Consider the following 25557-nt stretch of genomic DNA (forward strand, 5'->3'; position numbering starts at 1 on the left):
TCTTTCTCGAATGGTTCTTGCGTGTCGCTCGGTACAACCATAGACAAGTTGAGTCTGTTCCGCTCAACCTTGACTTTCTCGAGCGCGTTTTGCGCAGCTCTGGCTGGGCAAAACACGCACGACGGCGAAGCCCTCTCGCGCGACAGTCTCGATCGGTCTACTTTGGTGACGGTCGACAGTGTCAATCGGTGGGGGTGGAGGTTGCTCGACGCACGCACGATCTCCCTGGTCCGTACCGGTTTCAAATCCGTCGTGGCCGCTCAGGACGGCCCGGCGAGGCTGTCCAGGTCCTTCTACGCCCATCTCTTCGCCGAGTACCCCGACTTCCGCACCCTGTTCCCCGCATCGATGGACGCGTTGCGCGAACACTTCGTGCTGGCACTCGGCTATGTCTTCGAGCATCTCGACGACACCGACCGGGTCGAACCGTTCCTCGAGCAACTCGGCCGGGACCACCGCAAGCACGGAATCTCGGGCGCACACTTTCGCGCGGGTAGCTCGGCTCTGATCAGCGCCTTCCGGGCCTTTGCCGGCAACGAGGTGTGGACCGACGAGGTCGAGACGGCCTGGACGGACGCCCTCACCGTGGTGAGCAACGCAATGGCCGACGCCGCGGACAACGACGAACTACCGCCGTTCTGGAGTGCCACCGTCGTCGAACATCAGCGGCTTCTCGACGACCTCGCGGTGGTGCGGTTGAAGACCGACGGCGAGATCCCGTACTTCCCCGGGCAGTACGTCAGCGTGCAGATTCCGCAGAGACCCAAACTCTGGCGTTACCTCTCTCCTGCCATCCCCAGCAACCCGTACGGAGAGATCGAGTTCCATGTTCGACGCGTCTCCGGTGGCTGGGTGTCTCCTGCGATGGTCACCGAGACCGCGGTGGGTGATCGCTGGTCCATCAGTCCACCCCTGGGCGGGATGCACATCGATCGCGCGATTCGCGAGGACGTGTTGATGATCGCGGGCGGTACCGGTCTGGCTCCACTGCGCGCGCAGGTGATGGAAATGGCGCAGCGCAGCAACAATCCGCGAGTGCACCTGTTCGTCAGCGGGACGTATCCGTGCGACCTCTACGATCTGGACACCCTCTGGCAGTTGTCGTTGTCGAACCCGTGGCTGACGGTCGTCCCGGTGACCGAGGAGCTCGAGAACCCGTGGTGGTATTCGGGTCCGCCGCGCGAACTTCCGTGGGGAATGCACCACCGTCTGCACGGCCCGGTGGGCAAGGTGGTCACCCGGTTCGGCTCGTGGGCCGATCGGCAGATTCAGATCTGCGGGTCGCCGGCGATGGTGCGCACGACGCTCTACGCCCTCCGCAAAGTGGGCACGCCGATGGAACACATTCAGCACGATCCGTTCTGAATCACCTCACGCGCCGAGAGTGTCAGCTGGACAGCGATTTCGGTGGCGCATCCTCGACGACGCCACCGACCACCAGTCGAGGAGTCCAGGTCTCGGTGATCAGTCTGCCGTCTCCGGCGATGATCGCATCGGGGTCGGGGTCGATCAGAATGGGATACGCGGTGTCCGCGGTGGCTCGGATGTTCTGCACCAGTCGACCGTTCTCGATGGTGTAATGCACGCGAACCGAATGCAGATCGGAGTCGAAAGCCCATGGGCGACCGATGAATATCACTGCATCGCCATGTTCGTCGAGTACGGTTACCGAGCCGTCACGCTCGAGCCGCAGGCTCCATTGCGGCGGCATCGACGTCGCGAATTCGAACCGGTGCGGCGCTCGTGCGTCGAGCAGGTGGATCATCAGAAGCGCGCCGTCTCGTGGATCTCGTTGAGGGACAACGACTTCGAACGATCCGCATTCGTAGAACCGGGATCCGAACGGTCCTGGGATACCTGCGCCCAGTTCGTCTGCGATGGCAAGTTCGAGCCGAACAGCACCGGAGCCGTTCTCTGCCCGCAGGGTGATCCCCTCGGAGGGGTGCGGCATGGGCGGTTCATCGCGCGGGGCATAGGACAGCACCGCGCGCAGCAGCGGCTCGACCACCTCCGCGTCACCGTCTCGTGAATCGAACGTTCGTCGTCGACGATCGGTCATTTTTGCCCCCTTCGCCTGGCAAGACAGTCTGCCACCGGGGCTCCGATCACGCGTCCGATTCTGCGGAAAACCATTCGTTCGATCCAAACTTGTCGATACAGCCCGGATCGCGCCCGCGCTGCGCATCCAGGTCCGACACGAAACCGATCAGTACGATTTTCGAGTGGGTTTCTGCAGGTCAGCCATGGTTCACCGGTGCCGAAACAGCGGATAGTATGAGCCGGTTCGGTCCGGGGCGGGCCGATCTGCCCGGGTGGGCAGCGGCTGTATCAGGAAGGCACACACTCCCCCGATGTCCGCTGATTTCGCCGCACGTCTCAACCATCTGTTCTCCACGATCCACCCGCCCGGACGCAAGCCACACACCAACGCCGAGGTCGCCGATGCCCTCGCCCGGCGCGGGCACCAGATCTCCAAGCCGTACATCTCGCAACTGCGCTCGGGGCAGCGCGCCAACCCGTCCGCGGACACCGTGACGGCGCTGGCCGCGTTCTTCAAGGTCAAGCCCGACTACTTCTTCGACAACATCTACGCGTCCAAGGTCGATCACGACCTCGAACTGCTCAACAGACTGCAGGGATACGGCCTTCGCCGCCTGTCCGCTCGGGCATTCGACCTGTCCGAGGAATCCCAGAACCTGCTCAGTTCGATGGCCGAGAAGCTCCGCGTGAGCGAAGGACTCCCCGCGGTGCCGCCGGACAGCACCCTCTAGGTCCCCGCTTTCGCCACTGACATGGGTCGTTCCGCAGGCTCCACTCCCGCCGCTGACATGGGTCGTTCCGCAGGCTCCACTCCCGCCGCCGCTATCCTCGCCTGCACTTCGGGACGCCTCAGCGGCGGCACCGTTGGCGGTGGCTGACGCCGCTCCGGCAGCGCGTCGAGGAGCCGGTGCGTCGTGGCTGTCACCTCGGCGACGGCCGACTCGAAGGCGTCACGGGTGGCGTCGGATGTCTTCTGCACGCCGCTGATCTTGCGGACGTACTGACGCGCCGCCGCTTCGATCTCCTCGTCGGTGGCGTGGGGTTCCAAGCCTCGCAGGGTGGTGATGTTTCGGCACATGCGTCGACGATAACCCCGCAGCTCACACCTCGAGAAGACCTGCCACAGCACGTAGACACAGCGCACGGACCTGTTCTCGGTCGACAGTTCTGTGCTCCACCCAGTCCAGGCACACCGCTCGCACGAAGGCCACCCACCCGCGCAGCGCGATGCGGACCATGTCGTCGTCGCGAAATTTCTCGGGCAGAGCAGCCCGGATCCGCTCCTGCTGGATCTCGAACTCGTGCGTGAGAATGTCGTCGATCTTTCGGTCTCCCAGCAGGGATCCGCGGTTGACGGCTCGGACGCCGTGCGCGTGCTCGTCGACGTAGGAGATGTAGGCATCGAGCCCGGCAGCAATCTGCTCGAGGACCGGAAGCGAGGTGTCCGGTGCGGTGACTTCGAGATTGCGCTCGGATTCGGTGCGCACGATCTCGACGAAGAATTCCCGCTTGGACGGGAAGTAGTGGTACATCAGCCCGCGTGAGACGCCCGCAAGATCGGCGACCTCCTCGATCCACACGTCCTCGTAGGGCCGCTCGGCGAACAGTGCCGAGCCGATCTCGAGTAACTGCGCCCGCCGTTGCGCTGGAGTCATCCGCTTTCGAGTCATGGGCCTCGAATGTTACTTGACACGAGTTCAACAGTGAGTACGGTCACTATTAGACACCGATTCAACAAGCGAAACCATGGAGTGGCGATGTCGACAGAGTTCGCGGTACGAAACGTCGCTCTACCTCATCCCCCGTACCGAATTCCCGTGCTCGGTGACATCGTCGGCGTCGATCCCCGCACCCCCATCCAGGATTCGACCGCCCTGGCCGGACGCCTCGGCCCGATGTTCGAGCGAAACATCCTCGGCCGACGCTTCGTCTTCGCCGCAGGTGCCGACGTGGCGGGCGAACTGTGCGACGAGAAGCGGTTCGAGAAATTCCTACCTCCCGGCGTCGAGAACCTCCGAGACATCGGGGCCGACGGGCTGTTCACCGCCTACAACCACGAGCCGAATTGGCAACGGGCGCATGACCTGTTGCGTCCAGCGTTCACCGCCGGTGCCATGCGCGGTTATCACGAGATCATGGTCGACGTCGCAGACGATCTGATCGCGCACTGGGAAGATCGCTCGCGCGCAGGTGCGACGACCGACGTGTCCTCGGACATGACGAAGCTGACGCTCGAGACCATCGGTCGCACCGGATTCAGTTACAGCTTCGGGTCGTTCGAGCGAACCGAGCCGCATCCTTTCGTGTCCGCCATGGTCGGCGCTCTGACGTACAACCAGCGGCGGTCCTTGCTGAAGATCCCTGCGTTCGCCAAGCCCCTGTTCGCTCGGTCGGACCGCACCTACGCGCACAACAAGCAGTATCTGGCCGACGTGCTCGCAGACGTCGTACGGACCAGGCGCCGATCCACCGACGAGTTCACCGACCTGCTGCAGATCATGATGGACGCGGCGGGCGATGCCGACAATCCGAATGCACTGAGCGAAGCCAACATCGGGTACCAGATCCTGACGTTCCTGATCGCCGGGCACGAGACCACCTCCGGCGCACTGTCGTTCGCGCTGTACTACCTGGCAACCCATCCGGAGGTCTTCGAGCGCGCCCGCGCCGAGGTCGACGAGGTGTGGGGTAGCGACAAGCCCGAGTTCGGCCAAGTGCCGAAGCTGCGGTACGTCCGCCGAGTCCTCGACGAATCATTGCGCCTGTGGCCGACGGTTCCCGCGTTCGGACGAGGAGCGCGGGCCGAGACCGTCGTAGGCGACGGCTACCGGATGGCTGCAGGAGACTGGGCGATCGTGCTGGTGACGGCCCTGCATCGAGATCCGGTGTGGGGTGAGCGTCCCCAGGATTTCGATCCCGACAATTTCCTACCCGCACGCATCAAGGCGCGCCCGGCGCACGTCTACAAACCGTTCGGAACCGGCGAACGCGCGTGCATCGGAAGGCAATTCGCCATTCACGAAGCGGTCCTGATACTCGGAACCATTCTGCAGCGCTTCGATCTGCGAGCCGACCCGTCGTATCGTCTGCGGGTCGTGGAACGACTGACCATGATGCCCACGGGCTTTCGGGTGCACCCGTCCGTCCGCAGGTAGTCAGTCGGGCAGCAGAGGAACCGAGATTCCCGGATCACGCCCGAGCAGCACCCCGCGGGTGAGCGAGGTGGATCCGAACTTCTTGTGCACCCCGTCGAGCGCGCGGTCGAGCGCCGATGCCTCCGGCGGCGTCCGCACCGACGGTGGGTCGAACTGCAACTCCAGTTGCTCCGCTCCGCCCTTGTCGATACTCGAGACGGTGACCCCGACGAGGGTGATGCCCTTCTCCGCGATCAGCGGTGCCGCGTCGCGGAGCAGTTCGAGTGCGGCATCGAGGATGTCGCGGGTGTCGGCGGTCGCACGATCGAGTGTGTGCGACCGGGTGACGCGGGTGAAGTCGGCAAAACGCAAGCGCAGCATGACAGTTCGACCGGTTCGCTGCGCACCTCGCATCCTGTGCGTGACGCGATCGACCAGACCGATCAGCGAGGCCTCCACCTCGGACGCGTCGTGCCTGCCGCGGCCGAGTGCTCGCTGTGCGCCGATGGAACTGCGCGACTTTCCGGGTTGGACGCGTCGCGGATCCCGGCCCATGGCGAGCGCGTACAGGTGCGCACCTGCGCCCTTGCCGAGCACCGAGGCCAACGACCGCTCGCCGTAGGCTGCAATATCGCCGACGGTCCTGATGTCGAGGACGTGCAGCTTCTCGGCGGTCACTTTGCCGACGCCCCAGAGTCTTTCGATGTTCAGCGGATGCAGGAACTCGAGTTCGCCGCCGGGCGGAACGAGGAGTAGACCGTCGGGCTTGGCGAAGGCGCTGGCCACTTTCGCCAGGAACTTGGTGGTCGCGATCCCGACAGTGATGGGCAGTCCCACCTGCTCGGCCACGTCCCGACGCAGTTGCTCCCCGATCTCGAGGGCGCTGCCCGAGATCTTGCGGAGACCGCCGACGTCGAGGAACGCCTCGTCGATGGAGATGCCCTCCACCAACGGCGTGGTGTCGTGAAAGACGTCGAACACGTCCTTGCTGGCCTGCGAGTACGCCGCCATGCGCGGCGGGACCACGATGGCCTGCGGACACACCGCGCGTGCCTGCCCGCCGCTCATCGCCGTGCGCACCCCGAAGGCTTTGGCCTCGTAGCTGGCAGCGAGCACCACTCCCCCGCCGACGATCACCGGTTTACCGCGCAGCCGCGGATCGTCGCGCTGCTCCACCGAGGCATAGAAGGAGTCGAGGTCGGCGTGCATGATGCTCGCCAGGTTCTGGGCAGTCGACTCCACCGATCCATGCTCGCACGTACTACCGACATTCTCGTCGTGCACAACCCGAGCAATAGGGTGCACGAAGTGACCCAGATCACCGAGTGTGCCATTGTTGAAGCCGTCGGATCGGCGTGAACGGCTGGAGAAAATCGTGACGGCCTGGTGGCGGTGGTACGCAGTGCTCGGCGCAGTCGGCTGCGCCGCTTACTTCGTGGCCCCGACCACAGTCTGGGGCCAGTCGGTCTTCGTGCTCGTCGGAGCCTCCGCCGTCGCCGCGACTGTCATCGGCACCAGAATGCACCGGCCACGGAACCGCACGGCGTGGCTGGCCATCGCCGCAGGAACAGGCCTGTGGGTGATCGGTGACATCGTCTACGAGTGGATCCACATCACCCGGGGCAGCGTCCCGGATCCGTCGCTCGCAGACGCGGTCTACCTCGTCGGCTATCCGGTCTACGGTTTCGGCCTGTTTCTCCTGGCGCGTCACAAGTGGCGGGCGAGCGAACGCGGCCACGTCGCCAACAGCGCCATCATCATGGTCGCATTCGGACTGCTCACCTGGGTGTTCGCCGTACAGCCGTCGCTCGGCGACGGCGGTAGCTCGGGAATCGCCGGTCTGGTCGACGTCGCGTACCCCGCCATGGACATCTTCCTGCTGGGACTACTGGCCCACTTCGTCGGCTCGCGGCAGTGGCGCGCGTTGTCCTACCGGTTGCTGACAGCAGCAGTTCTGCTGTTGGTCATCACCGACACCGTGAACAATTTCTCGATGGTCACGGAATCCTCGTCGGAACGGTCGTTGTTCGACGTCGGATGGACCATCTCCTACGTCCTCATCGGCGTTGCCGCCCTCCACCCGTCCATGCGGCGCATCACCAACCCGAACATCGAGTCCGACGCCCACCTGATGGCGTCCTTCACCACCCCCACGGTCGTCGTCCTGACCGCGGCCACCCTGACCGCGCCCGTCGTGATGGTCATCGAGGTCCTTCGCGAAGAACCGATTGCCCAGTGGGGCTGGGCGGTGCTGCTCTGCGCCGGGGCATTGGTGATTCTGGTGGTCTTCCGCATCACCGACCTGTTGCGGTTGTTGCACACCCAAACGGTCCAGTTGCGCGCCGTCGCCGACAGCGACCACCTCACCGGCCTGGCCAATCTCCGTGCCCTGGAACATCGCGTCTGGGGCAATGCCGGTGAGTCGACCTTGCTGACTGTCGATATCGATCGTTTCAAGGAGATCAACGACACGTTCGGACGCGGTCTCGGCGACCGCGTCCTCGTGGCGGTCGCCGAGCGCCTGAGAGGCGTTGCCGACGACTCGATCCTGTTGGCGCGCTTGGCCGGTGACGAGTTCGCCCTGTGCGGGCCGTCGGAGTCGATGGATCCGGCCGCGCTGGCGCGCGAGATCCTGAACCGATTCACCACACCCTTCGCGGTCGGGAATACGACCCTGCTGATCGAAGCGAGCGTCGGCGTCGCGTCGACTTCCCCGGCCGTGGAGGGTGCGGACGAGACCACACCGGATCGCCTCGTGCAGCACGCAGACCTCGCCGTTCAGGCCGCCAAGGCGACTCAGTCGCGCATCGCGTTCTACGACCGATCGATGGACCGGAACAAGAGCGAACAACTCATCATGCTCGGCGAGCTCACCACTGCTCTCGAATCCGACCAGCTACGACTGCACTACCAACCCCAGGTCGACCTCATGTCCATGAGGATCGTGGGCGTGGAGGCGCTATTGAGGTGGCACCACCCCGACGGCTCCGTTCTGTCCCCGAGCGCGTTCCTGCCCACCGCCGAACGCACCGGACTGATCCGGCCGTTGACCAGCTACGTCCTCACCCGTGCCCTCGCCCAACGCGGGCGGTGGATGGCCGAGGGGCTGGAGTTGAGCATCGCCGTCAACATCTCGACTCGCAATCTGTTCGACGACACCCTGATCGAGCAGGTGAGCGCGGCGCTGCAGCAATTCGATTGCCCTCCAGGTCGATTGACCCTGGAAGTGACCGAGTCCTCGGCGATGACCGATCCGGCGGGCGCGATCGAGACGCTGTCGATTCTTCACGCGATGGGTGTGCAGGTCGCCATCGACGACTACGGCACGGGGTACAGCTCGCTCGCCTACATAGAGCGGTTGCCGGTGCAGGAGCTCAAGATAGACAAGACGTTCATCGGGGGTATGGCCCACAACTCCGCGCACGCAGCCATCGTGCGATCGACCGTCGAACTCGCCCGTACGCTGGGATTGTCGGTGACGGCAGAGGGAGTGGAGGACGAGGTGACGATGACGACGTTGCGGGAACTGCGGTGCAGTCGTGCGCAGGGTTACCACCTCGGCAGGCCCACCTCGGCGGATCGATTGCCCGCCCTGGTCGCCGAGATCGACGATCGTCTGAACACTGCTACAGGAGAACGGATATCATGACCGAGGCAGCCCTGTCGGTATATGCGGCCATTCGATCTCGCCGCGACGTCCGCGCCGAGTTCGACGGAACCGTCGTCGACGACGAGACCCTGCGCCGCATCCTCGGCGCAGCACATCAGGCCCCGAGCGTCGGCAACACCCAGCCCTGGGACTTCGTGGTCGTCCGCAAACCCGACACTCTGAGCGCCTTCGCCGCGCATGTGGCCGGTTGCCGTCGGGACTTCGCGGACAAGCTCGACGACGAACGCCGAAAAACCTTCGACCCCATTCGCATCGAGGGGATCGAGACGAGCGGAACCGGCGTAGTCGTCACCTACGATCCCGACCGGGGAGGACGGCACGTCCTCGGCCGCGACACCGTCGACGACACCGGACTGTTCTCCGCCGTACTCGCCATCGAAAACCTCTGGCTCGCAGCGATAGCCGAGAACGTCGGCGTCGGCTGGGTCTCGTTCTACGACGAGGAATACCTCACCGAACTGCTCGACATCCCCGCACCGGTCCGCCCGATCGCCTGGCTGTGCGTCGGCCCGGTCGAATCGTTCCAGGAGGTACCCGATCTGGAACGCTTCGGCTGGCGCACCCGTCGTCCACTCGACGATGCCCTGCACTTCGAGCAGTACCGCCGATGAGGGCGCGCATGGTTGCAGTTGCGGCCGCATTCCTGGTGGCGGCCGGATGCTCCTCCGGAACACCTGCCGAACCACCCCCTCCCGCAACGACTCCCGCTGCCGAGCCCGCACAGGCCCCGGACTCGGCCGACCCGATCGGCACCGTCGTTCCACTTTCGGGCGCACCCGAGGGTGTTGTGGTCGGAACCTCCGGGATCGCTGCTGCCGGGGTGCGTGAGCCCGACGGCGTAGTGCTGTTCGACGCGGCCACCGGCGTCGTGCGGCAGATGGTGTCGACGACGGGTGCGCCGCGCCATCTCTCGCTCGCCGGGCCGGACGGACCGGTGTTGGTTCCGCTCGAGGGCAGCGACGAACTGCTCGAGATCTCGCTCGCCGACGGCGCGATTCTGTCGACCGCCACCGGGGTGGGGCGTCAGCCCCACGATGCCGTGCAGACCTCCGACGGCACCATCGTGGCCACCAACGAGATGGGCGGCGGAGTGATATTCCTCCGGGACGGGTCGGTAGTGGGAGAACTACCGCCCGGTCCCGTCCAACCCGGTGGTGTCGCCGCTCTCGGCCCGTTCGCTGCCGTCGCAGATGTGCAGGGCAACGGTGTGTGGGTCTACGACGGTGCGACGCAGCAGGAGGTGGCGCAGGCTCCGATCGGCGTCAAACTCACGCACGCGGTGACGGTGAATCAGACGGTGGCCGGGTTCGCCGACACCGACGGCGGCACGGTTCTTCTCGCATCGGTCGACCCTGACGGGGACATTCGTCAGATCGCATCGATCGATGCGCCCGGCAACCCGTACGGGCTCGCCGTGGACCCCGAACGCCGGCTGCTGTTCGTGACGCTGACCGCGTCGAACGTACTGCGGGTGGTCGACGTGTCCGATCCCGCTGCTCCGCGCACCCTGGGCGATGTCCCGACGGTGACGCAGGCCAATTCGGTTGCAGTCGATCCGCGGACCGGCGACGTGGTGGTCACCGGCAGCGACCCGGGCGCGAGCAGTTCGATTCAGATCATCACGCGCGCCGAGTTGCCCGTCGGGTGAGCGTCACCAGCCGTAGGAGCCCGGGATCCCTTTGAACGGGCCCACCACGTCGTCGGTGATCCAGCCCTCGTAGAACCCGCCTTCCTGGGGCCGGACCGCTTCGCCGTCGATCTCGCAGTCGAGGCGACTCGGCGAGAAGGCGAGGTATCCGGCGATCTCGGCGAAACGCGGAGTGGGGTTCTCGTAGCTCCAACCCGCGGCGGGTGCGACGGCATCTCCGCCGTGTACGTCCCAGTAGGTGGCAGCACCCTTCCACTCGCAGTGCGTCGAGCGGGCGTCCGAGGGCGTCAACGCACCTGGAACCACGTCTGCGGGAGAGATGTACCAGGTGGGTGGGTGGCTCGTCTCGAGCACTCGATATGCGGCGGTGGTGCGGGCGACCACCTCGCCGCCGAGCCGAACGACGAGGGAACGGTTCGAGGACTCGAGCTTGGGCGGCCGAGGGTAATCCCAGACGGACTCCTGGCCCGGCTTCGGCTTCTCGGGAACAACGGATCTCGGCAAGTGTGAACTCATCCTTCGATGGTGCCACCGGCCGTCACGGTGCGTCGACGGGATAGAGATCGTCCACCCGTTCCTCGTCGAGAATCCAGCGATCCACCTCGTCGAGCGGTTCGACCGTGCGCACCGAGGTGACCGGGCTTTCGGGCGGGCGCTGTTCGATGCGGACCGGTTCGGTGCGGACCGGCTCGGAACGCTCGATCGGTGCGGGTGCCGGAATCTCCGGGGTGGGGAATTCGGGCGCAGGTGTCACGGGTTCGACCCTCGGGACCGCGATGGCCACCTCTTCGGGGGCGGATTCTTCGGTGACGGGTTCTTCTTCGGCGATGTCGACGGTCTTCGGCAGTTCAGCCGGTACCCGAACGAGGATGCCGAGTCCGTGGGTTGCGGCCAACAGGCTCACCGGGGCGACGGTGGCAATGGCCGCGGACAGGGCGGGGTGCAGCGTGCCGGCGTCGGAGATGAAGGCGTGCATGGCATTTGCCCCGATACTCACCAGAGCTGCCGTGATCAACACACCCCAGAAGAAGCGTCGACCACTGCGTTGATCCTCGAATTGAGCGAGCGCAATGACGGAGATCGTGGCCTGCAGGATGGTGCCGTCGACGATCACCGGCCACAGCCACGACAGCGAACGCGGAACGCCTGCCATCGTGGCGAGATCCCACAGTGCCGCGAAACTGAGCACGAAGGATGCGATTCCGATGACGGTGGTGATGACGACCGCACTGACGAGCGTCGCACGCAGGACCTTGTTCATGGATCGTCATGAAACACGAAGCCACCGACAAGTTCGGTGAAGGCTGCGACGGTCAGGCCGCGAATGTCGATCGGGCCGAGCGTCTCAGCAGTGCCGACACCGAGTGCGCCGAGGTAAGGCCGAGAAGACCTGCGGGTACTCATCGCCTCGCTGCGGCCCCGTATTGTCGCCCAGCATCCTTCGCACACGCGCGCGCGTTTGTCAGAGGCGCGCGAAATCGCTGTGCGAGCGTTGACAATTGTGAACGCGTCTGGCGAATGCGCGCGCATGTGCCGCCATCCCCGCTGCCACCGCGCCGACGTGCTCTCGCAGAATCAAGCGGTACGGACGGCTCCGCGGTAGAAGTCGGCGCGATCGTGTGCAGACATTCCGCCCCACACGCCGTAGGGCTCGTTCGCTTCGAGTGCATGCCGGCGGCATTGTTCGAGTACCGGGCAGCGGCCGCAGACCTGCTTGGCGGACTTCTCACGCGAGGTGCGGGCGCGACCTCGCTCACCTTCGGGATGGAAGAAGACGGACGAGTCCAATCCGCGACACAGGCCGTCGAGTTGCCAGTCCCAGACATCTGCGTTGGGAACGGGAAGTTGAACCGGCCTGGCGGGTGCGCCTCGCACCATGAGCTGTCTCCTCACTGAAAAGTGAACAAGCTCACCTTCTCGCATTCGTCATACTTTTACAAGTCCTTTCGGTCATTCGTAGTACTTAAAAGCAAGCGTGCTTGCTTGAAATGTGCACGTTCAGTGCAGCCGTCAGCAGACCTGCGCCTCGTTGGCGGCCCCAGGGGTGAATGAATGTCGCGTTGCCCCAGTCAGACCGACTGAAGGTCACATTGACCCCCCATCGCGGTCACGATCCGGTAGTCAGTGACTCTCCGACATTCCCGCCCGCTTCTCGAGTTCGAGAAGAATGTGCTCGGCGATCTTGGTCGGCGGCGGACCGATGTCGACGACGATGGAGTTCTCGTCCTCACCCAGCGGCTCGAGGGTCGAGATCTGCGTATCGAGCAGCGAGGACGGCATGAAGTGGTCCATCCGAGCATTGAGCCGACCGCTGATCCGATCCTTGGTTCCGGCCAGATGCACGAAGATCACCTCCGACCCCTCCCTCGACCCTGCGGCCAGCACGTCCCGATACGTCCGCTTGAGCGCCGAGCACGTCACGATCCCCGACCGGCCCGTCGTGGTGTGGTCGGTGATCCATTCCGCGATCACGTCGAGCCACGGCCACCTGTCCTCGTCGGTCAGCGGCTGACCGGCCGCCATCTTTGCCACGTTGGCCTCCGGATGCAGGTCGTCGCCCTCCTGCAGGTCCCATTTCAACGCGCCGGCGAGAATTCCCGCCACCGTCGACTTGCCCGATCCGGACACTCCCATCACCACGAGAACCGGATGATGCGCTCTGCCTGTCGTCTGTGATGCCATCCCTCGATACTGCTCCATTGCGCCCGCCTGGATCGGACAGACGCGAGAAACCGGGCAACCCGTGGGACGATCGATCGGACATGAGCGAGACCAACGACTTCCGCCAACTGCACGATTCGGTGCTCGACGAACTCGGGCGCGACATCGTCAGCGGGGCGATTCCGAGCGGAACCCGAATCTCGGCCGACGACGTCGCCGTGCGCTTCACCGTGTCGCGAACCGTCGTGCGAGAAGTGGTTCGTGTCCTGGAATCGCTGGGGTTGCTCACCGTGCGTCGGCGCGTGGGAATCACCGTGCAGGGCTCGCAGAACTGGAACTCCCTCGATCCGGTGGTCATCCGCTGGCAACTCGCAGGGCCTGCGCGCGCCGAACAACTACTGCTGCTCAGCGAACTACGTTCGGGCATCGAGCCGTTGGCGGCCAAACTCGCCGCACATCGAGCAACACCGGAGCAATGCGGTGCGTTGACGGCCGCCGTCATCGGAATGTCGTCGACGTCGAGAGCAGCCGACTCCGACGCCTACCTCGCCCACGACTGCAATTTCCATCGCACCTTGCTCGCCGCGTCGGGCAATCCGATGTTGCGGTCCATGTCCGACATCGTGGTCGAGGTGCTCGCCGGCCGAACCCGCCACGCCCTGATGTCGAGACAGGCCGACCCGGAGGCCATCCGTCTGCACGGCGTCGTCGCGTCGTCCATCCAATCCGGCGACGCCGAGGCCGCCCAGCGAGCCATGTTGGCCATCGTCACCAAATCCGCCGCGTCGATGTCGGCGGCCTCGGGTGTGACGCCGTCGCCCGGTCTGGTGCCCGACCAGCAGTGATACACCGAGCGCACAAAGCCAGCTACACCGAGGCGGGGTTCATCGCCTAGATTCGACGGGTGACTGCTCTCGAATTGCCGCTCGAACTTCGCCGCGCGCTCGTTGGAGTAGCTCGGACTCCGCGCCTGCTCGTCGCATCCGATTACGACGGCACCATGGCACCGATCGTCTCCGACCCGCAGAAGGCCTTCCCCCACCCCGAGTCCGTCAGCGCCATGCGCGGGCTGGCCTCACTGGCCGGTACCAACGCTGCCGTCATCTCCGGACGCGCACTCCGGGATCTCGCGATACTCTCTCGGCTGCCGTCCGAGGTGCAGCTGGTGGGCAGCCACGGCAGTGAGTTCGACGCCGGATTCATCAACGCCATCGACGACGACGCCAAGAAGCTCCTCACTCTCATCACCGGAGAACTGCAGGCCATCGCCGACGCCCATCCCGGCGTGAGTGTCGAAACCAAGCCGGCCAGCGTCGCGCTGCACGTGCGCAACGCCGAGACCGCTGCCGGTGACGAAGCGCTCGCCGCCGTGCGATCCGGCGCTGCGGCCCGGGACGGTGTGCAGGTCACCGAAGGCAAGTCGGTGATCGAGTTGGCCGTCATCGTGACCGACAAGGGCGTTGCCCTCGACATTCTTCGCCACCAGGAAGCCGCTACTGCCGCAGTCTTTTTCGGCGACGACGTCACCGACGAGAAAGCCTTCGGGCGCCTGCACGGTCCGGACATCGGCGTCAAGATCGGACCGGGCGACACCCTCGCGGAGTTCCGCATCGACAGCACCGAGCAGGTCGCACTCGCACTGGCGTTCCTGCTGGAAGAGCGTCGGCAGTGGCTTTCGGGAGCCGACGCCCCGCGCATCGAGCGACTGACGATGCTGGCCAGCCCCAATGCCGTTGCGCTGCTGACCCCGGACGCCGACGTCACGTGGCTCTGCCACCCCGAACCCGATTCCGCAGCCGTGTTCGCGCACCTGCTCGGCGGCGATCAGGCGGGCCACTTCAGCGTCGGACCCACCCGAGCGTCGTTGCCACTGAGCCAGCAGTACGTGGACGGCACGATGACGGTGCAGACCAAGTGGGCAAGCCTTCAGGTCACCGACTATCTGCCGCACGACATCGGCCAGGGCCAGACCGCGTTGACGCGCGTCATCACCGGCAAAGCCACCGCCGTGGTGACCTTCGCGCCGCGTCCGGAATTCGGAAAAGCTTGGGCCTCACTGGAACCCGATGCCGACGGCCTGCGCGTTCTCGGTACTGCAGATCCGATGGTGCTGCGCAGCCCCGGCGTCACCTGGAACATCGTCTCCGACGGATCTCAGCAGACCGCACACGCCGAGATCGATCCGTCCGATGGGCCGATCGTGCTCGAATTACGCCTCGGCACAGACGATCTGACCGAACACCCATGGGAGGAGGTGGAGCGTCGCCGCGCCTCGGAGGCGTACTGGAAGGACTGGGCCGACGGCCTGGACCTGCCTCCGCTCAAGCGCGATCTGATGAAGCGCTCGGCCCTGACCCTGCGTGGGCTCGTACACGCCGAATCCGGTTCGATCATGGCCGCAGCAACCACCTCCCTGCCCGAAGACATCGGCGGAGTGCGTAACTGGGATTACCGCTACTGCTGGCTGCGCGACGCCGCACTCACCGCAGCCGCACTCGTCGACGTCGGATCGACTGCCGAGGCCGAGAACTACCTGTCGTGGATTCACGGTGTACTGGAATCGGTATCGGGCCCCGAGCGTCTGCACCCGCTCTACACAATCTGGGGTCTCGGACTTCCACCCGAGGCCGTCATCGACGAACTGCCCGGCTACGCCGGCTCGCGTCCGGTGCGCGTGGGAAATGCTGCCAATCAACAGGTTCAGCTCGATGTCTTCGGTCCCATCGTCGAACTGGTGTCCGCTCTCGCCCATGCCCGCAAGGCCGCAGGATCGGACCACGGCCTCTCCGACGACGATTGGGAACTCGTCCGCGCCATGGTCGAAGCCGTCGAGCGTCGCTGGTTCGAGCCCGACCACGGCATCTGGGAAATCCGCGACAATCCCCGCCACCACGTCTACTCCAAGGTGATGGGCTGGATCACCGTCGATCGCGCCATTCGACTGGCCGAAACCTTCAATCGCACAACAGAACCCGGCTGGGCATCTTTACGCGAGACCATCCGCGAGGAAGTACTCGGCAACGGATGGAACGAGGAAGTGCAGTCCTTCACCGCCGCGTACGACGGCACGGATCTCGACGCCGCGACGCTGTTCATCGGCCTCTCCGGACTGATCGAGCCGACAGACCCACGTTTCGCGGCCACCGTCACCGCCACCGAGGCCGAACTGCGCAGCGGCTCGACCGTGTACCGCTACCGCCACGACGACGGTCTCCCCGGCGGCGAAGGCGGCTTCCACCTCTGCGCGGCCTGGCTCGTGGAGGCATACCTGTTGGTGGGGCAGCGAGCCGAGGCCGAAGCACTGTTCGCTCAACTCGTCAGTGCCGCAGGACCCACCGGACTGCTCAGTGAGGAATACGACCCCATCGCCGAACGCTCGCTCGGCAACCACCCGCAGGCCTACAGTCACCTGGGTCTGCTGCGTTGCGCGAGATTGCTCAGCGCCCAGCCTGCCTGACCCCCGTTCACCCCACCCCTGCCCCCGCCACCCCCGCTCGGCGTCAATGGACCACTGCATACGTCTGCCCCGTGCAGTGGTCCATTGACCCACCGGGGTCTGCTGCGTGAATGTCACCCTGCATACGTCTGAACCGTGCAATGGTCCATTGACGCGGACAGGGGGGGTGAACCTGGGGGGGCGAGCGGGCGACGGCAAAGGTCAGGCGATAGCGGGCGGCTGTTTCGGCGGCGGTCCTGCGGTTCGGCCGCGGAAGAGTTCGGTCGGCAGGGTTTCGGCGGCGACGATTCCCGAGTGCGAGGACGAGAGCACCAGTTTGCCTGCTCGACGACCCTTTTCCTCGGCGTCCTGGCGCACGGTGGTGAGGTTCTCGCGAATGGCGTCGGAGATGCCGTCGAATCCGGTGACCGAGAGTTGGCTCGGCACATCGATTCCGGAGACTCGGGCGAAGTTGAGTGCGCCGAGGGCGATGACGTCGGTGGTGCAGAGCAGCGCGGTGGTTTCGCGGTTGGCCTGGAGTGCCTGGGCGGCGGCGGAGTGCCCGGAGCGAACGGTGTGGTCGAAGCGTTCCACGACGGTGAGGATGTCGGGGTCGAGCCCCGCGTCGATCATGGCCGCTTGGACTCCGGCGATACGTTCGCGTTGGACGTGGAAGTGACTGTCCGCCAGCCGCCCCGGGGGTACGACGCCATCGCGCCGGTCGCGTCCGAGGCGCATGCACAGCACGGCAAGGTGTTCGTGCCCCTGCGAGATAAGATGTGCGGCAAGCATTTTCATCGCGCCGCGATCATCGATGGCAACGAGGGCAGCCTCGGGAATGTTGCGTGGTTGATCGCAGACGACGATCGGCAGGTGACGTTCACGCACCGCAGCGAGGTACGGGTCGTCGTCGGCGACGGAGTAGACGACGAATCCATCGACTCCGGCCTGTTGGACGACGGCGGCGGCTTGGACGTCGTCGCGTTCGGCTCCGGCGGGGATGAGCAGTAGGCCCTGCCCCGCGGCTTCGCAGGACTCGGCGAGTCCGGCGAGGAAGCTCATCGCGGCGGGGTCGCGGAAGGAGTAGCTGAGAGCTTCGGTGAGGAGCAATCCGATCGCCCCGGCCTTGCGGGTGCGCAGTGATCGGGCCACCGGATCGGGGCCGGCGTATCCGCGGCGCTTGGCGGCCTGGAGGACGCGTTCGCGGAGTTCCGGAGAGAGCTGATCAGGTCGGTTGTAGGCGTTCGAGACGGTGGTGCGCGATACCTTGAGCTCGGCTGCGATCGACGCCAACGTCGCCTGACGTCGCGGTTCGCTTGACCTGGCCATAACCGGGACGTTAGTCCCACTACGCACCGCAGAGAAAGTCGAGGTCGCGTTTCGTCCGATTCGATCCGCGACCCCGCTGCACGCTAGAGTACAACGGTAACGGTTTCCATTAGCGTCAAGTTCCGCTCACAGGAGTACATCGATGTCGTCCATCCATCGCGCGTCCCGGACCAAGCTCACGGCTGCACTGGGCCTGACCTGCGCCGCAGCTCTCACGCTCAGCGCGTGCAGCTCCACCGAATCCGCGAGCACCGAGTCCGCACCGGCCACCGCCGTCGACGGACCGATCACGATCGTCGCCTCCACGAATGTCTGGGGAAGCGTCGCCGAGGCGGTTGCAGGCGACCTGGCAACAGTGACGTCGATCATCTCCGATCCCTCCGCCGACCCGCACTCCTACGAGGCGAGCCCGGCCGACGCGGCTGCCGTCGCCGAGGCGTCGCTCGTGGTCTTCAACGGTGGCGGCTACGACCAGTTCATCGAGGACATCCTCGGCTCCGAGGGCCAGGACGTACCGTCGGTCGACGCCTACGCCCTGCTCGACGAGAGCCACGATCATGATTCCGAGCCCACCTCCGACGAAGCGACGCCGGAAGCAGAAGCAACGGACGGTGACGGCCATTCGCACGGCGAGGTCAACGAGCACGTCTGGTACAACGCCGAGGTGGCAGCGCACACGGCCGAGGAGATCGCCGACAAGCTCGGTCAGCTCGACCCCGACAACGCCGCGCAGTACACCGCCAACGCCGAGACCTTCCACGAGCAGGTGCACGGCATCACCGACGTGACGGCGAAGATCGCCGCGGACTTCCCCGATGCACCGGTGGCACAGACGGAGCCGATCGCGCACTACCTCATCGAGGAGTCCGAACTCGACGACCGCACTCCCGAGGACTTCAAGGACGCGATCGAGGAGGGCAACGACCCGTCGCCCGCGTCGATCGCCGCGACCCGCGATCTGTTCACTTCCAAGTCCGTTCGCGCGCTGGTCTACAACATTCAGACCGAGGATGCGGTCACCCAGGACATCCGCTCCACCAGCGAGGCCGCGGGCATTCCCGTCGTCGAGGTCACCGAAACGCTCCCCGCAGGCATGACGTACATCGAGTGGCAGACCAAGGCCGCGACCGATCTGCAGGCCGCTCTCACCACCGCCTCCTGACCCGATCCGCGGTGATGGAAAGCTGTAGTACATGCCTGCTGTAGAACTGCGCGACGCCGGACTGGCGTTCGGTGAGCGCACGCTGTGGCAGAACTTGGACCTGACAGTCGAGAAGGGCGAATTCGTCGCCGTTCTCGGCCCCAACGGGTCGGGCAAGACGTCTCTGCTCAAGGTGTTGCTCGGCCAGAATCACCTCACGTCCGGCACGGCCGCGATCGACGGCAATCCCGTCCGTCGCGGCCAGTCGGGCGTCGGCTACGTGCCCCAGCAACGCAACATCGACGACGATCTGCCCCTGCGCGGACGCGATCTCGTCGGACTGGGCTGGGACGGCCATCGGTGGGGCATGGGCCTACGTGGCATCCGGCAGCGCAAGGAAACGGTGCAGCGCGCGATCGATCAGGTCGACGCCAATTCCTTCGCAGGCGCGCCCGTGGGCTCGATGTCCGGCGGTGAGCAGCAGCGGCTGCGCATCGCCCAGGCACTCGTCGGCGATCCGTCGGTTCTTCTGTGCGACGAGCCCCTGCTCAGCCTCGATCTTGCCAACCAGTCCCTGGTCTCGAGCCTCATCGATCGCCGACGGCGGGAGCACGGGACGGCAGTGCTGTTCGTGACGCACGAGATCAATCCGATCCTCCCGCTCGTCGATCGCATCGTCTACATCGTCGACGGCCGGTTCCGCATCGGCACTCCCGCTGACGTCATGACCACCGAGGTCCTCTCCGAGCTCTACGGCACCGAGGTCGAGGTACTGAAAGTGCGCGGACGGCTCATCGTCGTCGGAACCGGCGACTCCATCGACGCGCTCGGCTCGGCCGGTGCACACCACCCACCCGTACCGCACGACAGAGAAGACAAGGCATGAACGAGAAGGTTCTCGACGCATTCTCGAAGATGCTCGACTTCGACACCACCGCCAACCTGCTGACCTACGACTTCGTCCAGCAGGCCCTGCTCGCCGCCGCGATCCTCGGATTGCTCGCCGGCGCACTCGGCCCGCTGATCGTCAGCCGCCAGTGGGCGTTCGCCGTGCACGGATCGAGCGAACTCTCGCTCACCGGCGCGTCCGCAGCACTGCTCGTCGGCATCACCGTCGGCCTCGGTGCCATCGTCGGATCCGTCGTCGCGGCGGTGATGTTCGCGCTGCTCGGGAGCAAGGCCCGCGACCGTGACTCCGTCATCGGCGTCATCATGTCCTTCGGCCTCGGCCTGTCGGTGCTGTTCATCTGGCTCTACCCCGGCCGGACCGGCACCAGCTTCTCGCTGCTCATCGGTCAGATCGTCGGCGTCGGGCAAAGCGGAATCCAGCTGCTGCTGGTGTGCGCCGTGTTGGTACTGATCGTGCTCACCGTGGTCTACCGACCGCTACTGTTCGCCAGTACCGACCCCGAGGTGGCACTGGCCCGCGGCGTCCCCGTGCGCGCACTCTCGGTCGTGTTCGCCGTACTCGTCGGTGTTGCCTGCGCACTCGGCGTGCAGATCGTCGGAGCCCTGCTGGTGCTCTCGCTGCTCATCACCCCGGCCGCTGCCGCCGCGCGGGTCACCGCAAGCCCGCTCAAGGCGACTCTGCTGTCCATCCTGTTCGCCGAGACCGCCGCCGTCGGAGGCATCCTGCTCTCCCTCGCCCCCGGTCTGCCGGTCTCGACGTTCGTCACCACCATCTCCTTCGTCATCTATCTCGTCTGCCGCGGCATCGGGGCAACCCGCAAGGCTAATTCCGGACGGCTCGTCACCGCCTAGACTGTCCAAGGTGACGGCCATCGACCTCAACGCCGATCTCGGCGAAAGCTACGGTGCATGGACTCTCGGGGACGACGACGCCATGCTCGCCGTCGTCTCGAGCGCCAACGTTGCGTGCGGCTTCCATGCCGGTGATCCGACCACTCTGCTCCGTACGTGCCGCTCGGCCGCGAACGCAGCCGTGCGGATCGGTGCGCAGGTGGGGTATCACGACCTTGCTGGATTCGGCCGACGCTTTCTCGACGTCTCCCCCGCCGACCTCACCGCCGATGTGATCTACCAGATGGGCGCTCTCGACGCGCTCGCTCAGGTAGTCGGCTCTGCGATTGCCTACGTCAAACCCCATGGGGCGCTGTACAACGCGATCGTGCACCACCGCGAGCAGGCCAGGGCCGTGGTCGACGCCGTTCTCGCCTACGACCCCACGCTGCCGGTGCTCGGACTCCCCGGTTCGGTGTTCCTCGAGGAAGCGGACCGTGCCGGGCTTCGCACTGTCACAGAGGCTTTCGCCGACCGTGGGTACACCCCACAGGGAACGCTGGTCCCTCGCTCGGAGCCGGGTGCCGTGCTGTCCGATCCCGACGCCGTCGCCGAGCGCGTGCTGACCATGATCACCGACGGCACCGCCCTGGCGGTCGACGGCTCGCGCATCGACGTTGCGGCCGAGTCGATCTGCCTCCACGGTGACTCCCCCGGCGCAGTCGTGATGGCGAGCGCCGTGTCGAAGCTGCTGCGCACCAACGGTATCGACGTGACAGCCTTCGTCTGATGCACATTCTTCCGGCGGGCGAGAATGCAGTTCTGGTCGAGTTCGCCGGGCTGGACGAGACGATGGCGTACTACCGCGCGTTTTCACTGGATACACCGGCCGGCGTCTTCGATCTGATTCCCGCCGCGCGCACGGTCCTGGTGATGTTCGACGGGTCACGGCAGCGGGTACTGGACTGGATCTCGGCCACCGAACCCGCAGTCACGACAACCGACCACCGGTCCGACACCGTCACGATCTCGGTGGTCTACGACGGTGAAGACCTCGACGAGGTAGCCCGCCTGACCGGTCTGTCCACCACCGAAGTGGTTGCCGCACACACCGACCAAGCGTGGACCGTCGCATTCGGCGGCTTCGCCCCCGGCTTCGGCTACCTCGTCGGCACCGACGACCGCCTGCACGTGCCGCGGCGTACCTCGCCGCGCACCAGCGTTCCGGCCGGTTCGGTGGGGTTGGCGGGCGAGTTCTCGGGCATCTACCCACGCTCCTCCCCTGGCGGCTGGCAGCTCATCGGGCGCACCGACGCGCGATTGTGGGATCTCGACCGCGATCCACCCGCACTGCTACTGCCCGGCACCGCCGTTCGATTCGAGCGCGCATGAAAGCACTCACCATCCTGCAGCCGGGGCCGCTGTGCACCGTCCAGGATCGCGGTCGTCCGGGGTATGCGTCGATAGGCGTCGGACACTCGGGTGCCGCGGACCGGCACTCACACGATGCCGCGAACAGGTTGGTGGGCAACAACTCCGACGCCGCGACACTAGAAGTGACCTTCGGTGGCCTGACGCTACGCGCCGAGTTCGACGCTCTCGTCGCAGTCAACGGGGCACACGTGACCTGCCGAATCGACGGCACGGAGCATGGACTGCATTCGACGCTGACGCTACGCGCCGGGCAGGAACTGGAATTGTCCGCGCCCACAACCGGTTTGCGCAGCTACCTCGCCGTACGGGGTGGGATCGACGCGCCCGTCGTCCTCGGCAGTCGCTCGACGGACACGATGTCCGGTCTCGGACCGGCGGCGCTCTCCCCCGGCACCGTGCTCACCGTCGGCAACAACAGTGCCGCATGGCCCGCAGCCGATTTCGCGCCACCACCATCGCTCAGGGACACACTGCGCATCACGTTCGGCCCGCGCGAGAACTGGTTCACCGAACGCGCACGATCGCTACTGCTCGAGCAGCCGTGGACAGTCACGCAGGATTCGGATCGCGTCGGAATCAGGCTGAACGGTTCCGAACCCTTGCGCCGCATCAGAGACAGCGAATTGTCCAGCGAAGGAATGGTTCTCGGGGCGTTGCAGGTTCCACCGTCAGGGCAGCCGGTACTGTTTCTCGCCGACCATCCCGTCACGGGCGGATACCCGGTGATCGCGGTCGTCACTGCCGCCGACGTGTCCGCAGCCGCGCAGTTGACGCCGGGAACGCAGATACGTTTCCGCGCTATCGGTTGATTCCCACCCCACACAACCTCACACCCTTTTTCTCGACCTCGCCCACCCATTCAAGCCGTAGCAGGGCTGTGAGGTTCCTAGAAAGGGTGTGAGCTTCAGCCTCGGCGCTGCCGCGCGATGTCGGCCAGCACAACGCCTGCCGCGACGGAGGCGTTGAGGGATTCCACCGGCCCGGCCATCGGGATCGACAGGATGTGATCGCACGTCTCGCTGACCAGACGCGACAGCCCCTTGCCCTCGGAGCCGACCACGATCACGACCGGACCCTGACCGTCGAAGGTGTCGAGATCGGTGTCGCCGCCCGCGTCGAGGCCGACCACCGTGACACCCTTGGACTGCCAATCCTTCAGTGTGCGAGTCAGATTCACTGCGCGCGCGATGGGCAGGCGAGCGGCAGCACCGGCACTGGTGCGCCATGCCACCGCGGACACACTCGCACTACGACGCTGCGGGATCACGACGCCATGGCCACCGAAGGCAGCCACCGAACGTACGACGGCACCGAGGTTGCGTGGGTCGGTGATGTTGTCGAGCGCCACGAGCAGAGCCGGCTCCTGATGCGTGCGCGCGTTCGAGATCAGATCGTCGGGATGCGCGTAACGGTACGGCGGCACCTGCAGGGCAAGGCCCTGGTGCAGTCCGTTGGCGCTGAGCTTGTCCAGATCCGAGCGCGGCACTTCGAGGATGGAGATCCGCGCATCGCCTGCACGCTGCACGGCTTCCTTGAGTCGATCGTCGCTGTCGGTACCGACCGCGACCCACAGCGCGGTGGCCGGAACGCCTGCACGCAGGCACTCGACGACCGGGTTGCGACCGAGCACCACCTCGGGACCGTCTTCGGCCTTGCGCCCGGCCGGTCGTCCACCCGCGCGGCCACCGGTGGGGCCGCCGCGATTCTGTGCGGACTTCTCGGCGAGCTTGGCCCGACGCGCGGCGGGATGCTTGGTGCGCTCGGAGGCGGGAGGCGTCGCGCCACGGCCCTCGAGGCCCTTCCGACGCTTGCCACCGGATCCGGCGACCTGCCCCTTCTTGGTGCCGTCCTTGCGGATCGCGCCGCGCCTACTCGAATTCCCTGCCATCACAAACCTGCTTCGTCGGTCTTACTCGTACCCAGCGACCATTCGGGCCCGTTGGGTGTATCTGTCACGTCGACTCCGGCCTCGGCCAGTCTCGTCCGTATCTCGTCTGCGGCGGCCCAGTCCTTGGTCGCCTTTGCCGTTGCTCGACGCTCCAACTCGGCCCCGACCAGAACGCCGAGGGCACCGAGAGCTGCTGCGTCCGAACCACTGTCGCTCGACCAGTGCGGATCGAGGGGGTCGACACCGAGGATGTCGAGCATCGCCCGCACACTGCCCGCATGCTCCACCGCTGCCGGTAGGTCACCGGACTCGAGGGCGGTGTTGCCGAGGGTGACGGTGGCGTGGATCTCGGCCAGCGCTTTGGGAACTCCGAGGTCATCGTCGAGAGCCTCGGCGAATCCGGCGGTCCACTTGCCGATCGGTACGTCACCGGCGCGTTCGACGGCCCGGCGCACGAATCCTTCGATTCCCCGATACGTCACGGCCGCGGTTTCGAGCGCAGTATCGGAGTATTCGAGCATCGACCGATAGTGCGCGCCACCGAGATAGAACCGAAGTTCCTGCGGCCGAACCTTTTTGAGCACATTGGGTACCGACAGGACATTGCCGAGAGACTTCGACATCTTCTCGCCGCCCATCGTCACCCACCCGTTGTGCAGCCAGTACCGCGAGAAGCCGTCTCCGGCCGCCATGGACTGCGCGCGCTCGTTCTCGTGATGCGGGAACACCAGATCGAGACCGCCGCAATGGATGTCGAAATCCGAACCGAGGTAGTTCTCCGCCATCGCCGAGCACTCGAGGTGCCAACCCGGACGGCCGGGGCCCCACGGCGTCGGCCACGACGGCTCGTCGGGCTTCGCGCCCTTCCACAGTGTGAAGTCGCGCGGGTCACGCTTGCCCTCGGCGACACTCTCGCCCTGGTGCACGTCGTCGAGCTTGTGCCCGGACAGTGCGCCGTAACTCGGGAAGCTCTGCACGTCGAAGTAGACGTCCCCGCCCGCATCGGCGTAAGCGTGGCCTCGTTCGATCAGACGCTCGATCATCTGGACCATCTGGGTGATGTGCCCTGTCGCCCGCGGCTCCGCGGACGGCGGGAGCACCCCGAGGCGGTCGTACGCCCAGGTGAAGGAGCGCTCGTAGGTCGCAGCCCACTCCCACCACGGACGGCCGGCGTCACGCGCCTTGTTGAGGATCTTGTCGTCGATGTCCGTGACGTTGCGAACGAAGGCGACGTCGTAATCGTGCGCCAGCAACCAGCGGCGCAGTACGTCGAAGGCGACGCCGCTGCGCACGTGGCCGATATGAGGTTCGCCCTGCACCGTCGCCCCACACAGGTACACCGATGCATGGCCAGGGACCAAGGGGGTGAATTCCCGCAGGGCCCTCGTCTCGGTGTCGTGTAGGTGAAGGGTCACGACCAGCAATGCTACCGGTGG

25 protein-coding genes and 1 pseudogene are annotated in these 25557 nt (G+C 65.8%); 14 read left to right on the forward strand and 12 right to left on the reverse strand.

Going from position 1 to position 25557, the window contains the following annotated elements:
- Positions 1–165 precede the first annotated feature (165 nt).
- Complete coding sequence (locus MTX35_RS08890) at positions 166–1365, forward strand: globin domain-containing protein (protein WP_243594620.1); 1200 nt, start codon at positions 166–168, stop codon at positions 1363–1365.
- A gap of 22 nt (positions 1366–1387) precedes the next feature.
- On the opposite strand, the gene MTX35_RS08895 is transcribed toward MTX35_RS08890, so the two are convergent.
- Positions 1388–2059 carry a hypothetical protein gene (locus MTX35_RS08895; protein WP_243594621.1) on the reverse strand — a complete coding sequence of 224 codons (672 nt, stop codon included), beginning with the start codon at positions 2057–2059 and terminating at the stop codon, positions 1388–1390.
- 292 nt (positions 2060–2351) lie between these two features.
- Between MTX35_RS08895 and MTX35_RS08900 the strand changes: the two genes are divergently transcribed.
- Entirely contained in the window at positions 2352–2771 is a 420-nt protein-coding gene (locus MTX35_RS08900) for a helix-turn-helix domain-containing protein (RefSeq protein ID WP_243594622.1), read from the forward strand.
- Positions 2772–2851: 80 nt separating this feature from the next.
- Here the strand turns inward: MTX35_RS08900 and MTX35_RS08905 are convergent.
- Both MTX35_RS08905 and MTX35_RS08910 read right to left on the reverse strand, forming a co-directional pair.
- Positions 2852–3118 (reverse strand): annotated as a pseudogene (locus MTX35_RS08905) (DUF2277 domain-containing protein); the annotation flags it as partial.
- 22 nt (positions 3119–3140) lie between these two features.
- Positions 3141–3710 carry a TetR/AcrR family transcriptional regulator gene (locus MTX35_RS08910; protein WP_243594623.1) on the reverse strand — a complete coding sequence of 190 codons (570 nt, stop codon included), beginning with the start codon at positions 3708–3710 and terminating at the stop codon, positions 3141–3143.
- 87 nt (positions 3711–3797) lie between these two features.
- Here MTX35_RS08910 and MTX35_RS08915 point away from each other — a divergent pair, with 87 nt between their 5' ends.
- The gene (locus MTX35_RS08915) at positions 3798–5195 is read left to right on the forward strand and encodes a cytochrome P450 (RefSeq protein ID WP_243594624.1); all 1398 of its coding nucleotides are present in this window, start codon (positions 3798–3800) and stop codon (positions 5193–5195) included.
- Here MTX35_RS08915 and dinB read toward each other — a convergent pair whose 3' ends face one another.
- Positions 5196–6416: a DNA polymerase IV gene (dinB, locus tag MTX35_RS08920; RefSeq protein WP_308198115.1), complete on the reverse strand. Its 1221-nt coding sequence runs from the start codon at positions 6414–6416 to the stop codon at positions 5196–5198.
- A 133-nt stretch (positions 6417–6549) separates the two neighbouring features.
- On the opposite strand from dinB, the gene MTX35_RS25985 reads away from it, so the two are divergent.
- The 3 genes from MTX35_RS25985 to MTX35_RS08935 are packed head-to-tail and all read left to right on the forward strand — an operon-like array spanning position 6550 to position 10492.
- The gene (locus MTX35_RS25985) at positions 6550–8823 is read left to right on the forward strand and encodes a bifunctional diguanylate cyclase/phosphodiesterase (RefSeq protein WP_243594625.1); all 2274 of its coding nucleotides are present in this window, start codon (positions 6550–6552) and stop codon (positions 8821–8823) included.
- A gap of 11 nt (positions 8824–8834) precedes the next feature.
- Positions 8835–9455 (forward strand): 5,6-dimethylbenzimidazole synthase, encoded by a 621-nt coding sequence (gene bluB / locus MTX35_RS08930; protein ID WP_243594702.1) that lies wholly within the window; start codon positions 8835–8837, stop codon positions 9453–9455.
- 8 nt (positions 9456–9463) lie between these two features.
- Positions 9464–10492 (forward strand): hypothetical protein, encoded by a 1029-nt coding sequence (locus MTX35_RS08935; RefSeq protein ID WP_243594626.1) that lies wholly within the window; start codon positions 9464–9466, stop codon positions 10490–10492.
- A 3-nt stretch (positions 10493–10495) separates the two neighbouring features.
- Here the strand turns inward: MTX35_RS08935 and MTX35_RS08940 are convergent, their stop codons facing one another.
- From MTX35_RS08940 to MTX35_RS08960, 5 genes are all read right to left on the reverse strand, one after another.
- On the reverse strand, positions 10496–11008 hold the full coding sequence (locus MTX35_RS08940; RefSeq protein ID WP_243594627.1) for a DUF427 domain-containing protein: 513 nt from the start codon (positions 11006–11008) through the stop codon (positions 10496–10498).
- 22 nt (positions 11009–11030) lie between these two features.
- Complete coding sequence (locus MTX35_RS08945; protein ID WP_243594628.1) at positions 11031–11753, reverse strand: DUF2637 domain-containing protein; 723 nt, start codon at positions 11751–11753, stop codon at positions 11031–11033.
- Positions 11750–11896, reverse strand: a complete 147-nt coding sequence (locus MTX35_RS08950; RefSeq protein ID WP_243594629.1) for a hypothetical protein — start codon at positions 11894–11896, stop codon at positions 11750–11752. The genes MTX35_RS08945 and MTX35_RS08950 overlap by 4 nt, the downstream gene beginning before the upstream one ends.
- 171 nt (positions 11897–12067) lie before the next feature.
- Positions 12068–12370, reverse strand: a complete 303-nt coding sequence (locus MTX35_RS08955) for a WhiB family transcriptional regulator (RefSeq protein WP_243594630.1) — start codon at positions 12368–12370, stop codon at positions 12068–12070.
- A 243-nt stretch (positions 12371–12613) separates the two neighbouring features.
- On the reverse strand, positions 12614–13174 hold the full coding sequence (locus MTX35_RS08960) for a gluconokinase (protein WP_243594631.1): 561 nt from the start codon (positions 13172–13174) through the stop codon (positions 12614–12616).
- An 80-nt stretch (positions 13175–13254) separates the two neighbouring features.
- Here MTX35_RS08960 and MTX35_RS08965 point away from each other — a divergent pair, with 80 nt between their 5' ends.
- Together MTX35_RS08965 and otsB are read left to right on the forward strand one after the other, a co-directional pair.
- Positions 13255–13998, forward strand: a complete 744-nt coding sequence (locus MTX35_RS08965; RefSeq protein ID WP_243594632.1) for a FadR/GntR family transcriptional regulator — start codon at positions 13255–13257, stop codon at positions 13996–13998.
- A 59-nt stretch (positions 13999–14057) separates the two neighbouring features.
- Entirely contained in the window at positions 14058–16610 is a 2553-nt protein-coding gene (otsB, locus tag MTX35_RS08970) for a trehalose-phosphatase (RefSeq protein WP_243594633.1), read from the forward strand.
- Between the two features lie 201 nt (positions 16611–16811).
- Here otsB and MTX35_RS08975 read toward each other — a convergent pair whose 3' ends face one another.
- Positions 16812–17918, reverse strand: coding sequence for a LacI family DNA-binding transcriptional regulator (locus MTX35_RS08975; RefSeq protein ID WP_243594634.1), 1107 nt, complete (start codon positions 17916–17918; stop codon positions 16812–16814).
- 142 nt (positions 17919–18060) lie between these two features.
- On the opposite strand from MTX35_RS08975, the gene MTX35_RS08980 reads away from it, so the two are divergent.
- Genes MTX35_RS08980 through MTX35_RS09005 form a run of 6 tightly spaced genes read left to right on the forward strand, consistent with a single transcriptional unit; the run spans position 18061 to position 23042 of the window.
- Positions 18061–19080, forward strand: coding sequence for a metal ABC transporter solute-binding protein, Zn/Mn family (locus MTX35_RS08980; protein ID WP_243594635.1), 1020 nt, complete (start codon positions 18061–18063; stop codon positions 19078–19080).
- 31 nt (positions 19081–19111) lie between these two features.
- The gene (locus MTX35_RS08985) at positions 19112–19945 is read left to right on the forward strand and encodes a metal ABC transporter ATP-binding protein (RefSeq protein ID WP_243594636.1); all 834 of its coding nucleotides are present in this window, start codon (positions 19112–19114) and stop codon (positions 19943–19945) included.
- Positions 19942–20820: a metal ABC transporter permease gene (locus MTX35_RS08990; protein ID WP_243594637.1), complete on the forward strand. Its 879-nt coding sequence runs from the start codon at positions 19942–19944 to the stop codon at positions 20818–20820. The genes MTX35_RS08985 and MTX35_RS08990 overlap by 4 nt, the downstream gene beginning before the upstream one ends.
- A gap of 10 nt (positions 20821–20830) precedes the next feature.
- Positions 20831–21589, forward strand: a complete 759-nt coding sequence (locus MTX35_RS08995; RefSeq protein ID WP_243594638.1) for a LamB/YcsF family protein — start codon at positions 20831–20833, stop codon at positions 21587–21589.
- Positions 21589–22191 (forward strand): 5-oxoprolinase subunit PxpB, encoded by a 603-nt coding sequence (gene pxpB / locus MTX35_RS09000; RefSeq protein WP_243594639.1) that lies wholly within the window; start codon positions 21589–21591, stop codon positions 22189–22191. The genes MTX35_RS08995 and pxpB overlap by 1 nt, the downstream gene beginning before the upstream one ends.
- A complete protein-coding gene (locus tag MTX35_RS09005; protein ID WP_243594640.1) occupies positions 22188–23042 on the forward strand; it encodes a biotin-dependent carboxyltransferase family protein in 855 nt (284 codons plus the stop codon). Before pxpB ends, MTX35_RS09005 begins: the two co-directional genes overlap by 4 nt.
- 95 nt (positions 23043–23137) lie before the next feature.
- Here the strand turns inward: MTX35_RS09005 and rlmB are convergent, their stop codons facing one another.
- On the reverse strand, positions 23138–24121 hold the full coding sequence (gene rlmB / locus MTX35_RS09010) for a 23S rRNA (guanosine(2251)-2'-O)-methyltransferase RlmB (RefSeq protein ID WP_243594641.1): 984 nt from the start codon (positions 24119–24121) through the stop codon (positions 23138–23140).
- Positions 24121–25536: a cysteine--tRNA ligase gene (gene cysS, locus MTX35_RS09015; RefSeq protein WP_243594642.1), complete on the reverse strand. Its 1416-nt coding sequence runs from the start codon at positions 25534–25536 to the stop codon at positions 24121–24123. Before cysS ends, rlmB begins: the two co-directional genes overlap by 1 nt.
- Positions 25537–25557: the final 21 nt, after the last annotated feature.

The organism is Rhodococcus sp. ARC_M12, assembly GCF_022810385.1.
GTDB lineage: Bacteria > Actinomycetota > Actinomycetes > Mycobacteriales > Mycobacteriaceae > Rhodococcoides > Rhodococcoides navarretei.